This window comes from Streptococcus mitis (assembly GCF_002005545.1).
GTDB classification, from domain to species: Bacteria; Bacillota; Bacilli; order Lactobacillales; family Streptococcaceae; genus Streptococcus; species Streptococcus mitis_I.
This window is the reverse complement of record NZ_LBMT01000001.1, coordinates 1,910,047-1,924,335: the sequence shown is the minus strand read 5'-3', so window position 1 is coordinate 1,924,335 and position 14,289 is coordinate 1,910,047. Positions and strand designations below refer to the sequence as shown.

The following is a 14,289-nucleotide window of genomic DNA, read 5'->3' as shown; positions in this document are numbered from 1 at the left end:
AGAGAATAAACAAAATGAGGTATTATCATGTCTAAGATTCTAGTATTTGGTCACCAAAATCCAGACTCAGATGCCATCGGGTCATCTGTAGCTTTTGCCTACCTTGCAAAAGAAGCTTACGGTTTGGATACGGAAGCTGTTGCCCTTGGAACTCCAAATGAAGAAACAGCCTTTGTCTTGAACTATTTTGGTGTGGAAGCACCGCGTGTCATCACTTCTGCCAAAGCAGAAGGTGCAGAGCAAGTTATCTTGACTGACCACAATGAATTCCAACAATCTGTATCAGATATCGCTGAAGTAGAAGTTTATGGTGTTGTAGACCACCACCGTGTGGCTAACTTTGAAACTGCAAGCCCACTTTACATGCGTTTGGAGCCAGTTGGTTCAGCGTCTTCAATCGTTTACCGTATGTTCAAAGAACATGGTGTGGCTGTGCCTAAAGAGATTGCTGGTTTGATGCTTTCAGGTTTGATTTCAGATACCCTTCTTTTGAAATCACCAACAACACACTCAACAGATACAGTCATTGCTCCTGAATTGGCTGAATTAGCTGGTGTCAACTTGGAAGAATATGGTTTGGCTATGTTGAAAGCTGGTACAAACTTAGCTAGCAAATCTGCTGAAGAATTGATTGACATCGATGCTAAAACTTTTGAACTCAACGGAAATAATGTCCGTGTTGCTCAAGTAAACACAGTTGACATCGCTGAAGTATTGGAACGCCAAGCAGAAATTGAAGCTGCAATGCAAGCCGCTAACTCAGCAAATGGTTATTCTGACTTTGTCTTGATGATTACAGATATCGTCAACTCAAACTCAGAAATCTTGGCTCTTGGTGCTAACATGGACAAGGTCGAAGCGGCTTTCAACTTCAAACTTGAAGACAACCACGCCTTCCTTGCTGGTGCCGTTTCACGTAAGAAACAAGTGGTACCTCAATTGACTGAAAGTTTTAATGCTTAAGATTTTGGGTTTCAGTTCAAAATCGGAAAGTCTAGTTTGACTTATATCGAAAGGAGTTTCGGCTCCTTTTTTTCTAGGAGTGAAGCATGTTAGAAAATGGCGATTTGATTTTTGTGAGAGATGAGTCAGATATGGGACAGGCCATCCAGACTTCCACAGGCAACTATAACCATGTTGCCATTTATTTGGATGGGATGATTTACCACGCTAGTGGACAGGCTGGTGTTGTCTGTCAAGAACCTGCAGACTTCTTTGAGCCCAATCACTTGTACGACCTCTATGTCTACCCAGAAATGGATATCCAGTCTGTGAAGGAAAAAGCATGTAAACATCTTGGAGCTCCTTATAATGCTTCTTTCTATCCAGATGGAGCTGGTTTTTACTGTTCCCAGTACATGGCAGAAATCCTACCGATTTTTGAGACCATACCTATGAAATTTGGGGATGGGGAGCAGGAGATTAGTGATTTTTGGAGAGAGTATTATAGAGAACTAGGTTTGCCTGTTCCTCTGAACCAAGCTGGGACCAATCCCAGTCAATTGGCAACATCGCCTCTGTTAGAATGTAAAGAAAGGAATCTTCATGATTCAGATTTTTAATCCATCTCGTTTGACGAGACAGCCATTTTTTGGAGAATTGATTCGCTATCTGGATCAGCATGATGATGTGATTCTACGGGAAATTAAGGCCAAGTTTCCAGATGTAGCAGTTGACAAACTCATGGAAGAGTATATAAAGTCAGGCTTGATTCTACGAGAAAATAAGCGCTATTACCTCAATTTTCCTATGCTTGAATCACTCGATAGTCTTGAACTGGATCAAGAGATTTTTGTCAGCGAAGATAGTCCGGCCTATCAAGCTTTGTTGCAGAAGAGTTTTGAGACGGAATTACGAAATCAAACCAATGCAGCTATTTTAGTTGAAAAGACGGACTTTGCGAGATCAAAAATGACCCTGTCCAATTATTTCTACAAGGTCAAACATCAGTATCCTTTGACAGAAAAACAGCAGGAACTTTACGACATTTTGGGAGATGTTAATCCTGAATATGCTCTCAAATATATGACAACTTTTTTGCTAAAATTTCTTAAAAAAGACCAGCTTATGCAGAAACGCCGAGACATCTTTGTGGACAGTTTAGTTGTCCTGGGTTATATAGTCCAAAATGAAGATGGAAAGTATGAGTTGGCTATCGATTTTGATAAGGACAGATTAACTTTCTACTTGGCGTGATTTCTTGTTTCTGAGCACATTGTTTGACTTTCCTTAGTATTCGGTATAAACTATATGTAACCGGTAACACATATCGGAATAAACTAAAGGAGACAATCATATGTCACTTGAAAATAAATTGGAACAAGCAACAGGCGCTATCAAAGAAGGATTTGGTAAAGTTACTGGGGATAGCAAGACTGAACTTGAAGGAGCTGTTGAAAAAACAGTTGCTAAGGCAAAAGAAGTAGTTGAAGATGCTAAAGGTGCTGTAGAAGGTGCCGTTGAAGGTTTGAAAAACGCTTTTAAATAAAGATAGAAAAAATCAAGGGTTTCGTTTCCCTTGATTTTTTACGATCCTTATAAATAATTTTCTGCGACGGCTGCATCTCCTGGATAGGCTTCTTTCTTGCCTTGGACGATTTGGTAGCAATCTGCTCCCTTACCAGCAATAATAACTGCATCGAGTTCTTGTTCAGTGATAGCCATAGCTGCCTTGATGGCTTCTTGGCGATCCGCAATTTTTTCAACAGGATGATTGATGTAGCTACTAATTTCATCTGCAATGGCCATTGGGTCTTCATAGTTGGGGTCATCAGCAGTCAGAAAGACTTGAATCTCAGGGTGTTTATTGAGGAGAAGTCCAAAGTCCTTACGACGGCTTTCTCCTTTATTGCCTGTCGAACCGAGAACCAGAGCAATCTTTCCAGTTTGATGAGTTTCAACCACATTGATTAGTTTTTTGAGGCTATCACCATTGTGGGCATAGTCGATAAAAACCTTGGCTCCATTTTTCTGGGTGAGGACTTCCATACGACCAGGAACTCGGGTTGCAGCAATTCCTTTTTTGATGTCCTCAAGACTAGCTCCGAGACGGAGACAAGCAAGTCCAGCAGCGACTGCATTTTCTTGGTTGAAGTGTCCAATGAGTTGGATATCATAATCTCCAGCGAGTTTACCCGTAGCTGAGAAGCTAAAGGCTTTGGGATTTTCGATTTGGTTGCTCGACTGACTACCGTAGAAATCATGCTCTTGATCTTCAACTTGTTCTTTCAAGACTGAGAAGTGGTCCATGTCACTGTTAATGATGACTGATCGGCTATTTTCCATCAAGAGACGCTTGTGGTAGAAGTAGTCTTCAAAGCTAGGGTGTTCAATAGGACCGATATGGTCGGGGCTGATATTGAGGAAAACTCCCACATCAAAGGTTAGACCATAGACACGTTTGACAAGATAGGCTTGACTGGAGACTTCCATGATGAGGTGGGTACGGTCATTTTGCACAGCTTGATGCATCATGTCAAAGAGGTCAATGCTCTCAGGAGTTGTCAATGCAGACTTAAAGAAAGTCTTGCCATCTAAAGTTGTATTCATGGTCGAGAGCATAGCAGGGCGATGCCCTTGAGATAAGATGTTATAAGCGAAATAGGCTGCTGTTGTTTTTCCCTTAGTACCAGTAAAGGCAAGGAGTTTGAGTTTTTCCTGTGGATTACCATAGAACTCCATAGCAATCAGACTCATAGCTTTCTTAATGTCGTTCACGATAATGGCAGGAATACCAACCTCATAGTCTTTTTCAGCAACATACCAAGTTAAGCCTTGTGTTATAGCAGAAAGAAGGTATTCTTTTTTAAAGGCAGCGCCTTTTGCAAAAAAAAGAGTGTCTTCTTTTACTTTTCGGCTGTCGTAGCTGATGCTATCAAAAACAACTTCGCTGTAGTTGTAGTGATAGTGTCCTTGGTCGATAATCTCGCGGAAGAGACCATCTTTCTTTAAAATATCTAATACGGTTTCAATCTTTATCATACTTTCTATTGTAAACCGAAAGTCGTAAATTTACAAGTAACAAGGAAAAGTTTATAATGGAAGATAAGGAGTTTTTCCTAGTTATCAAAATTGAATGAGGAATCTATGTCGCACGAAAACAATCACCAGCAGGCCCAGATGTTACGGGGGACTGCTTGGTTAACGGCTAGTAACTTTATCAGTCGCCTGCTTGGGGCCATCTATATTATCCCTTGGTACATCTGGATGGGATCTTATGCGGCTACGGCCAATGGTCTCTTCACTATGGGCTACAATATCTATGCCTGGTTCTTGCTGGTTTCAACAGCAGGGATTCCAGTTGCGGTGGCCAAGCAAGTTGCCAAGTACAATACCATGCGAGAAGAAGAGCATAGCTTTGCCCTGATTCGGAGCTTTTTAGGCTTTATGACAGGACTAGGCCTGGTTTTTGCTTTAGTCTTGTATGTCTTTGCTCCTTGGCTAGCAGACTTGTCTGGCGTGGGTAAAGACTTGATACCGATCATGCAAAGCTTGGCTTGGGGAGTCTTGATTTTCCCGTCTATGAGTGTTATCCGAGGATTTTTCCAAGGGATGAATAACCTCAAACCTTATGCTATGAGCCAAATCGCTGAGCAGGTCATTCGTGTTATCTGGATGCTCCTAGCAACCTTTATCATTATGAAGCTCGGTTCAGGAGATTACCTAACAGCCGTTACCCAATCGACCTTTGCTGCCTTTGTCGGTATGGTAGCCAGTTTTGCAGTTTTGATCTATTTCCTTGCCAAAGAAGGGTTACTCAAAAAAGTCCTTGAAACAGGGGATAAGATTAACAGCAAGCATCTTTTGATCGATACCATTAAGGAAGCCATTCCTTTTATCTTGACAGGGTCTGCCATCCAGCTTTTCCAGATTCTGGATCAGCTGACCTTTATCAATAGTATGAGTTGGTTTACCAATTATAGTAATGAAGACTTGGTTGTCATGTTTTCTTATTTCTCTGCCAATCCTAATAAAATCACTATGATTTTGATTTCTGTTGGGGTTTCTATTGGGAGTGTAGGCTTGCCACTTTTGACGGAAAACTATGTCAAGGGGGACTTGAAGGCAGCTTCTCGTCTCGTTCAGGACAGTCTCACCCTACTCTTTATGTTTCTGCTACCAGCAACGGTTGGAGTGGTCATGGTCGGAGAACCTCTTTATACGGTTTTCTATGGTAAGCCAGATAGTTTGGCTCTGGGCTTGTTTGTCTTTGCAGTTTTGCAGTCTACTATTTTAGGTTTGTACATGGTTTTGTCTCCAATGCTTCAGGCCATGTTCCGTAACCGCAAGGCCGTTCTCTATTTTATCTATGGTTCCATTGCCAAGCTAGTCTTGCAAATACCTACCATCGCCCTCTTCCACAGTTACGGACCCTTGATTTCTACAACTATCGGTCTCATCATTCCTAACGTCTTGATGTATCGGGATATTTGTAAGGTAACTGGTGTTAAGCGCAAGGTGATTTTGAAACGAACCATTTTAATCAGTTTGTTGACCCTTGTTATGTTCATCGGTGTCGGTGCCATCCAGTGGATTTTAGGATTTGTATTCCAACCAAGTGGACGTTTGTGGAGCTTCCTTTATGTAGCTCTTGTCGGTGCCATGGGTGGAGGAGTATACGGAGTCATGAGTCTCCGTACTCGTTTATTGGATAAGGTGATTGGAAAAGCCCAAGCAGATCGCCTGCGAGTAAAATTTAGAATTTCTCAATAATTTTTTATAAATAAAAGGGATAATTTGAACATTTCTATCATGAAATGCTTGAATTATTCTCTTTTTTATTATTTTGTAGAATAATTTCTATAGTTTGTAGATGTAATGATTAATTTTTTTAAAAAACCCATTGACTAAATAAAATACGAGTTGTATAATAAAACAAATATTTAAATCAGGAGGTTCTGGAGATGAAAAAGTCTAAGGCCAAGTATGCAGCACTTGCAGGTGTCGTGTTAAGTGCAGGTATTTTGTTAAGTGCCTGTGGAAATTCTAGCACAGCGTCAAAAACATATAACTATGTTTACGTAAGTGACCCATCTAGTTTGAACTATCTAGCAGAAAACCGTGCAACAACCAATGATATCGTGGTTAATTTGGTAGATGGGCTCATGGAAAATGACCAGTATGGGAACTATATCCCATCCTTGGCAGAGGATTGGAGTGTTTCTCAAGATGGTTTGACCTATACCTACAAACTTCGTAAGGATGCTAAATGGTATACTGCAGATGGAGATGAATATGCTCCTGTAACTGCCAAAGATTTTGTCACTGGTTTGAAATATGCGGCTGATAAAAAATCAGAAGCCTTGTACTTAGTGCAAGAATCCGTTGCTGGTTTAGATGATTATATCACTGGTAAAACAAGCGACTTTTCAACTGTCGGAGTTAAGGCTCTTGATGACCAAACCGTTCAATATACCTTGGCACGACCAGAACCTTACTGGAACTCAAAAACAACCTCAACGATTCTTTTTCCAGTCAATGCGGATTTCTTGAAATCAAAAGGGGATGATTTTGGGAAGGTAGATCCATCTAGCATTTTGTACAATGGACCTTTCTTGATGAAATCCTTTGTTTCAAAATCAGTCATCGAATACAAGAAAAATCCTAACTACTGGGATGCTAAAAATGTCTTTGTAGATGATGTCAAATTGACTTATTTTGATGGTAGTGACCAAGATGCGTTGGCACGTAATTTTACCGAAGGTGTTTATAGCTATGCTCGTCTCTATCCGAACAGTTCAAGTTTTGAAGGGATTAAAGAAAAGAATAAGGACAATATCATCTATAGCATGCAAGATGCTACATCTTACTTCTTAAACTTCAACTTGGATAGAAAATCTTATAAATTTACTTCTAAGACGACCGATATTGAAAAGAAATCGACTCAAGAAGCGGTTCTTAACAAGAACTTCCGTCAAGCCATTAATTTTGCCTATGACCGTACAGCTTACGGGGCCCAATCTCAAGGAGAAGAGGGGGCAACTAAGATTTTGCGTAACCTCGTCGTTCCTCCAAACTTCGTAAGTATCAAGGGAAAAGACTTTGGTGAAGTAGTAGCCTCTAAGATGGTCAACTATGGCAAGGAATGGCAAGGAATCAACTTTGCAGATGCCCAGGATCCATACTACAATCCAGAAAAAGCTAAAGCTAAATTTGCTGAAGCTAAGAAAGAACTCCAAGCCAAAGGAGTCCAATTCCCTATACACTTAGATAAAACTATAGATTTGGCTAATAAGGCTGAAATTCAAGGAATCAATTCCATGAAGCAATCAATTGAGTCTGTCTTAGGTGCAGATAATGTTGTGATTGATGTTCATCAACTTTCTACAGAGGACTATGATAGTTCAGGTTATCTAGCTCAAACTGCAGCTCAGAAAGATTATGATCTTTACAACGGTGGTTGGAGTGCAGACTATCAAGACCCTTCAACCTATCTTGATGTGTTTAATGTTAATTCTGGTGGTTTGATGCAAAATCTAGGTATAGAGCCAGGTGAAGCCAATGACAAGGCCAAGGCTGTTGGATTGGATGTCTACACTCAAATGTTGGAAGAAGCTAATAAGGAGCAAGATCCAGCTAAACGTTATGAAAAATATGCAGATGCCCAAGCTTGGTTAGTAGATAGCTCTCTAGCAATTCCAAATGTTTCACTAGGCGGAACACCAACATTGAGAAAAATTGTTCCTTTCTCAACACCATATTCATTGGCTGGTAATAAAGGGGTTGAATCATATAAATACCTCAAATTACAAGATAAGACAGTTACAAAAGACGAATATGAAAAAGCTAAAGAAAAATGGTTGAAAGAAAAAGAAGAATCTAATAGAAAAGCCCAAGAAGAATTGGCAAAACACGTCAAATAAGGATTTTTCACGAAAAACGATGGTTTCGAAGGAAGCTGTCGTTTTTTAATAGAATGATGGCAAATTTGGAAGAAAATGCTTACATTTTTTAATTGGTTTATTAAATTTATGTTATAATGAATATAACAAAAACGTGAGAAACTATTTTCGAAAATCTACCCAGTGTTAACTGAAGTATGCACATGCTAGAACGATTTTATAGGAGGGATGTTATTTACTGAAAAAGTAAGATAAAATGCAACAAATGATAAGTTCTTCTTTTATGTGAAGAGTTCTTATCTGCCTATTTACTAATCGTTATGGAGGTATCATCATGGGCGCTATTATGGAGTTTGCAACAGAAAAACAGATTGCATCATTTCTTTCAACTTGTCGCATTGAAGGGCAAAAGAATTTTCTGATGGCTTTTAAGAAAAAGACATTGCTGAAATCCTTTATTGATTTTTTCATTATAGGTGGTTCCTACTATGTTCAGTCGAGTGTGAAGCCTAAGATTCTGGCATTCACACCTAAGGGAATCTACTTGATGGACATCAGTGATATAACTGAAAATCGCTCTAATCACGTCGTAGAGATGCCTTGGAATCAAGTTCAAGATTTTACTTATAAGCCAGTCTTGAATACAGTTAGGCTGAACTGGAACTATCAAAATGAAGACTATATTTTTTCCGTGGATGTCGGTCAGATTAGTCAGCATGTAGGTCAGTATCAATTTAACAAAGACCATTATGACTATTTAGCCCAACAGGATTTCTTTCAGTATAAGTAAGCCCTAGCAATCATTTTCACAAAAGAATCTGGAAGCTTTTCTGGATTCTTTTTAGCTTTACTCGATAAGTCTATAGTTTGAAACTATAACTAGCTCTTGAAAAGAAGAAAATGAGTTGATGAAAATAAGTGGTACAATAGTTACTATAGATTTGGAGGAATTGTATGAGCAAGGAATTACACATTAACACAATTTTGGCCCAGGCGGGCATTAAATCAGATGAAGCGACAGGAGCTTTGGTGACACCGCTTCATTTTTCAACGACCTATCAGCATCCAGAGTTTGGTCAGTCTACTGGTTTTGACTATACGCGTACTAAAAACCCAACTCGCAGTAAGGCTGAAGAAGTCTTGGCGGCTATTGAGTCAGCAGACTATGCGCTAGCGACTAGCTCAGGGATGTCAGCTATTGTACTGGCCTTTAGTGTCTTCCCAGTAGGAAGTAAGGTTTTGGCTGTCCGTGACCTTTACGGTGGTTCTTTCCGCTGGTTCAATCAAGTGGAGCAGGAAGGCCGTTTCCATTTTACCTATGCCAATACAGAAGAAGAGTTGATTGCCGAGTTAGAAAAGGACGTGGATGTTCTCTATATCGAAACACCAACCAATCCCTTGATGTTGGAATTTGATATCGAAAAACTAGCCAAATTGGCTCATGCTAAGGGTGCTAAAGTGGTGGTGGACAATACCTTCTACAGCCCTATCTACCAACGTCCGATTGAAGATGGAGCAGATATCGTTCTCCATTCGGCAACCAAGTATCTAGCAGGGCACAATGATGTCTTGGCTGGAGTGGTTGTGACCAATAGTTTAGAACTATACGAGAAGCTTTTCTACAATCTCAATACGACAGGGGCAGTCTTGTCTCCATTTGACAGTTATCAATTGATTCGTGGTCTCAAGACCTTGTCTCTTCGTATGGAGCGCTCAACAGCTAACGCCCAAGAAGTGGTTGCCTTTTTGAAGGATTCTCCAGCAGTTAAGGAAGTTCTCTACACTGGTCGTGGAGGCATGATTTCCTTTAAAGTAGCGGATGAAACACGCATTCCTCACATTTTAAACAGCCTCAAGGTCTTCTCTTTTGCGGAAAGTTTGGGTGGGGTAGAAAGTCTCATTACTTATCCAACGACGCAAACTCATGCTGATATTCCAGCAGAAGTACGCCATTCTTATGGATTGACAGATGACCTCTTGCGTTTGTCTATTGGGATTGAGGATGCTAGAGATTTGATTGCAGATTTGCGCCAAGCCTTGGAAGGATAAGACAAAGATGGGAAAATATGATTTTACAAGCCTGCCCAATCGTTTAGGGCACCATACCTATAAATGGAAAGAAGCAGAAACGGATAGTGAAGTCCTACCAGCTTGGATAGCGGATATGGACTTTGTAGTCTTGCCTGAAATCCGCCAAGCCGTGCAGACTTACGCTGATCAACTGGTTTATGGCTATACCTATGCCAGTGAAGAGTTAATTAAGGAAGTTCAAAAGTGGGAAGCCACACAACACGGCTACCACTTTGACAAAGAGGCTCTTGTTTTTATCGAGGGTGTGGTACCAGCTATCTCAACAGCTATTCAAGCCTTTACAAAAGAAGGCGAGGCGGTTCTGATTAACACGCCTGTCTACCCACCTTTTGCTCGCAGTATCAAGTTGAACAACCGTAGATTGATTACCAATTCTTTGGTGGAAAAGGATGGTCTGTTTGAGATTGACTTTGACCGACTTGAAAAGGATTTGGTAGAAGAGGATGTCAAACTTTATATTCTCTGCAACCCTCACAATCCTGGTGGGCGTGTTTGGGAAAAAGAAGTGTTGGAGAAGATTGGCCAACTCTGCCAAAAACACGGTGTTTTCTTGGTTTCAGATGAGATTCACCAAGATTTGGCCCTCTTTGGTCACAAGCATCATTCCTTCAATACCATCAATCCTGACTTTAAAGAATTTGCTATCGTCTTGACCAGTGCCACTAAAACCTTTAATATCGCTGGGACAAAAAATTCCTATGCAGTCATTGAAAATCCTAAGTTGAGACTGGCTTACCAGAAACGTCAGTTGGCTAATAATCAGCATGAAATTTCAGGTCTGGGTTATCTGGCGACAGAAGCTGCCTATCGCTATGGGAAGGATTGGCTAGAGGAACTCAAGCAAGTCTTTGAAGACCATATTAATTATGTGGTAGATTTATTTGGAAAAGAGACTAAAATCAAGGTCATGAAACCGCAAGGAACCTACTTGATTTGGCTTGATTTTTCAGCCTATGACCTGACTGATGAAAAATTGCAAGAGCTGTTGAGAAATGAAGCCAAGGTTATCCTCAACCGTGGTTTGGATTTTGGAGAGGAAGGGAGTCTCCATGCCCGTCTCAATGTAGCCATGCCTAAATCCCTGCTGCAAGAAGTTTGTCAGCGAATTGTGACGACTTTTGCCAAACGTTAAAAATCCAGCCTTCTAGGAGAAAAGTATCCTTAGAAGGCTATTTTCATAGGGGAAAATATGGTATAATAAAAAGATAAGGTAAAGGTGAAAATATGGCTAAATTGATTCCGGGGAAAGTCCGTATCGAAGGCGTTGCCCTTTATGAAACTGGTAAGGTTGACATTATCAAGGAAAAGAACAATCGGCTCTACGCTCGCGTTGCAGAAGAAGAACTACGCTATAGTTTAGAGGATGATTTGGTTTTTTGTGCTTGCGATTTTTTCCAAAAGAGGGGCTACTGTGTGCATTTGGCAGCTCTGGAGCATTTTCTAAAAAATGATGAGCGTGGTCAGGAAATCTTGCAGAGTCTGGAAGAAGGTCATGAAGAAAAAGAGGCCGTTGAAACCAAGGTGACCTTGGGTGGCAAATTTTTGGACCGAATCTTGTCTCCAAAATCAGAACGTGCCTATGAATTATCGGCTGTGGGGCAAGTGGAAGCAGGAACCAATCATATCTTGTGGACTCTGAGAATCGGGCAAATCAATAGCCAAAAATACTACGTCATTCGGGATATTCCACTCTTTTTAAGGATTGTCGAGCAGAGAAAGTCTTATATGATTGGCAAGATTTATGAGGAGTCTCTTTCTTGGGAAGCCTTTGATGATGCTAGCCAAGAACTTCTGATTTTCTTGCGTGGACTGATGGAGGAAGGACAGGCTCCAGACCTCTTTTTCCAAAACCAGGGTCGGCACCTCTTTTTCCCTCTGACTTTTTTTGAGCAGGGTGTGAATTTATTGATGACCTTGCCCCATTTTCAATTTGACCATCAAGTGGATAGCTACCAGACTCTGCTTTTTCAGGATATGCATGCTGATGCCAATCTATTTGCCTTTACAGTAACAGAATACTCGGATTATTTTGAAATGGAAATCAGTGAGAGCCCAAGGGTCAATGTCTTTTATCAGGGAGCTGTGCTTTTCCATAAAGGTCAGGTTTGTTTTCTAACAGACCAGCAGATGCGTCTTCTCAAGGAAATCAAAGCGCTGCCTTTAGATCAACATGGAAAGAAATACCTACAATTTGATAGTAGTGACCGAGATAAGTTGGCTTCTTGTCTAACGCTCTTTGGCCAGATAGGGATCGTTTCAGCTCCAGAACGTCTACAAATCAAATCCTTTGCGCCCTCTTTTTACTTTGATAGGGAAGAGGATAATCGAATTCGTCTAGAAATCCAGTTTGATTATGGGGATAGGCAGGTATCTAGCCGACAAGAGCTAGAAGAATTACCATTTTCGAGTGACGCGGACTTAGAAGAAAGAATTTTCCAAGTCTGTTTGGCTGCGGGCTTTGAAGCCGATTTTCAATCTTGGCGTCAGGCTTTAAAAGCAGAGTCTGTCTATCATTTCTTCCACGAAATCATTCCAGTCTTTGAAAAACTCGGGAATGTTGACCTATCAGATAAACTAGAAGAGCTTTATAGCCTAGCGAGTCCTCAAGTGCAGATTGCTTCCAAGGGAGGTCTCTTGGAAATCCAGTTTGATTTTCAAGATATTGCCCAAGAGGAAATCGACCAAGCCATGCAGGCCTTGGTTGCCAATCGAGATTTTTATATTGATTCGTCTAATCAAGTCTACTTTTTTGATGAAGAAACCAAGAAAATTCGCCAAAATCTACAGGAGCTGGGGCAGTTTGAACTAAAAGATGGCTCCTTACAGACTCGGAAATCTTTGGCCTATAGTTTAGCTCATCTTTTTGAGGGGCGTGACCGTGTTTCTTTTTCACAAGAATTCCAGAATCTGGCTCATGATTTGACGCATCCAGAGGACTTCCCTAGACAAACAACTCAAGTTCAGGCTGACTTGCGAGATTATCAGGAAAAGGGAATCGGCTGGCTGCAAATGCTCCATCATTATGGTTTTGGTGGGATTTTGGCTGACGATATGGGACTTGGTAAAACCCTGCAGACCATTGCTTTTTTAACCAGTCAAGTGACAAAAGAAAGTCGGGTTTTGATTTTAGCTCCGTCAGGTTTAATCTATAACTGGGCAGATGAGTTTCAAAAATTTGCCCCACAGTTGGATGTGGCTGTTGTTCATGGTTTGAAAGCTAGTCGTGAAGAGATTCTTGCTGAGAGCCATCAAATCTATGTGACGAGCTATGCTACCTTCCGTCAGGACAGTGAGCTTTATCAGGGGATGGACTTTGACTTCCTTTTCTTAGATGAAGCTCAGGTCATGAAAAACGCCCAGACCAAGATTGCCCAGACCTTGAGACAATTTGTGGTGCCGTCGGTCTTTGCCTTGTCAGGAACTCCTATTGAAAACCATCTGGGTGAGCTGTGGTCTATTTTCCAAATCGTCATGCCAGGACTTCTGCCAAGCAAGAAAGAATTTATGAAATTGCCAGCTGAACGCGTGGCTCAGTTTATCAAGCCTTTCGTTATGAGGCGCAAGAAAGAAGAAGTTCTGACTGAATTGCCAGACTTAATCGAAGTAGTTTATAAGAATGAACTGGAAGACCAGCAAAAGGCTATCTATCTAGCCCAGTTGCAACAGATGAGAGATAGATTGGCTCAAGTTTCAGACCAGGAATTCCAGCGAAGTCGTGTGGAAATCTTGTCTGGTCTGATGCGCTTGCGCCAAATCTGTGACACTCCTGCCCTCTTTATGGAAGATTATCAGGGAGCCAGTGGCAAGCTGGATAGTCTCCGAGACCTGCTGGTACAGGTGGCAGACGGCGGACACCGTGTCTTGATTTTCTCGCAGTTCAAGGGAATGTTGGAGGAAATTGAACAAGAATTGCCAGACTTGGGCTTGACTTCCTTTAAAATTACGGGTTCAACCCCAGCCAAGGAAAGACAAGACATGACCAAGGCCTTTAATCAAGGGGAAAGAGATGCCTTTCTGATTTCCCTCAAGGCTGGTGGTGTCGGACTGAACCTGACAGGTGCTGATACAGTTATCTTGGTTGACCTTTGGTGGAATCCTGCAGTAGAGGCGCAAGCCATTGGCCGTGCCCATCGGATGGGACAGGAAGAAACGGTTGAGGTCTATCGCTTGGTGACCAAGGGAACCATTGAAGAAAAAATTCAGGAACTCCAAGAACAGAAGAAACATCTGGTGTCACAAGTATTGGATGGAACAGAGTCACGTGGCAGTCTCACCCTAGCAGAAATTAGAGAAATTTTGGGAATTTCTGAAGCCAGCACTTGAAAAATCAAGACAATACGCTATAATGAAGTGTTGA

The 14,289-nt window shown here is 41.2% G+C and carries 11 protein-coding genes; 10 read left to right on the top strand and 1 reads right to left on the bottom strand.

Going from position 1 to position 14,289, the window contains the following annotated elements:
• The first annotated feature begins 27 nt into the window (after positions 1-27).
• From QS39_RS09745 to QS39_RS09730, 4 genes are all read left to right on the top strand, one after another.
• The gene (locus QS39_RS09745; RefSeq protein WP_077805390.1) at positions 28-963 is read left to right on the top strand and encodes a manganese-dependent inorganic pyrophosphatase; all 936 of its coding nucleotides are present in this window, start codon (positions 28-30) and stop codon (positions 961-963) included.
• An 86-nt stretch (positions 964-1,049) separates the two neighbouring features.
• Positions 1,050-1,562 (top strand): YiiX/YebB-like N1pC/P60 family cysteine hydrolase, encoded by a 513-nt coding sequence (locus QS39_RS09740; protein ID WP_077805389.1) that lies wholly within the window; start codon positions 1,050-1,052, stop codon positions 1,560-1,562.
• Entirely contained in the window at positions 1,546-2,196 is a 651-nt protein-coding gene (locus QS39_RS09735; protein ID WP_077805388.1) for a DUF1803 domain-containing protein, read from the top strand. Before QS39_RS09740 ends, QS39_RS09735 begins: the two co-directional genes overlap by 17 nt.
• Before the next feature lie 100 nt (positions 2,197-2,296).
• On the top strand, positions 2,297-2,488 hold the full coding sequence (locus QS39_RS09730) for a CsbD family protein (RefSeq protein ID WP_050242040.1): 192 nt from the start codon (positions 2,297-2,299) through the stop codon (positions 2,486-2,488).
• A gap of 47 nt (positions 2,489-2,535) precedes the next feature.
• On the opposite strand, the gene QS39_RS09725 is transcribed toward QS39_RS09730, so the two are convergent.
• Positions 2,536-3,981: a UDP-N-acetylmuramoyl-L-alanyl-D-glutamate--L-lysine ligase gene (locus QS39_RS09725; RefSeq protein WP_077805387.1), complete on the bottom strand. Its 1,446-nt coding sequence runs from the start codon at positions 3,979-3,981 to the stop codon at positions 2,536-2,538.
• 105 nt (positions 3,982-4,086) lie between these two features.
• On the opposite strand from QS39_RS09725, the gene QS39_RS09720 reads away from it, so the two are divergent.
• The 6 genes from QS39_RS09720 (at position 4,087) to QS39_RS09695 (ending at position 14,255) form a co-directional block, all read left to right on the top strand.
• The gene (locus QS39_RS09720) at positions 4,087-5,712 is read left to right on the top strand and encodes a putative polysaccharide biosynthesis protein (RefSeq protein WP_077805386.1); all 1,626 of its coding nucleotides are present in this window, start codon (positions 4,087-4,089) and stop codon (positions 5,710-5,712) included.
• A gap of 191 nt (positions 5,713-5,903) precedes the next feature.
• A complete protein-coding gene (locus QS39_RS09715; RefSeq protein WP_077805385.1) occupies positions 5,904-7,862 on the top strand; it encodes a peptide ABC transporter substrate-binding protein in 1,959 nt (652 codons plus the stop codon).
• 313 nt (positions 7,863-8,175) lie between these two features.
• Positions 8,176-8,631 (top strand): hypothetical protein, encoded by a 456-nt coding sequence (locus QS39_RS09710; RefSeq protein ID WP_077805384.1) that lies wholly within the window; start codon positions 8,176-8,178, stop codon positions 8,629-8,631.
• Positions 8,632-8,795: 164 nt separating this feature from the next.
• Complete coding sequence (locus QS39_RS09705) at positions 8,796-9,890, top strand: cystathionine gamma-synthase (protein ID WP_016399612.1); 1,095 nt, start codon at positions 8,796-8,798, stop codon at positions 9,888-9,890.
• A 7-nt stretch (positions 9,891-9,897) separates the two neighbouring features.
• Positions 9,898-11,064, top strand: a complete 1,167-nt coding sequence (locus QS39_RS09700; protein ID WP_077805383.1) for a MalY/PatB family protein — start codon at positions 9,898-9,900, stop codon at positions 11,062-11,064.
• 92 nt (positions 11,065-11,156) lie between these two features.
• Complete coding sequence (locus QS39_RS09695) at positions 11,157-14,255, top strand: pilus expression-regulating Snf2 family helicase (RefSeq protein ID WP_077805382.1); 3,099 nt, start codon at positions 11,157-11,159, stop codon at positions 14,253-14,255.
• The last annotated feature ends 34 nt before the right edge of the window (positions 14,256-14,289 follow it).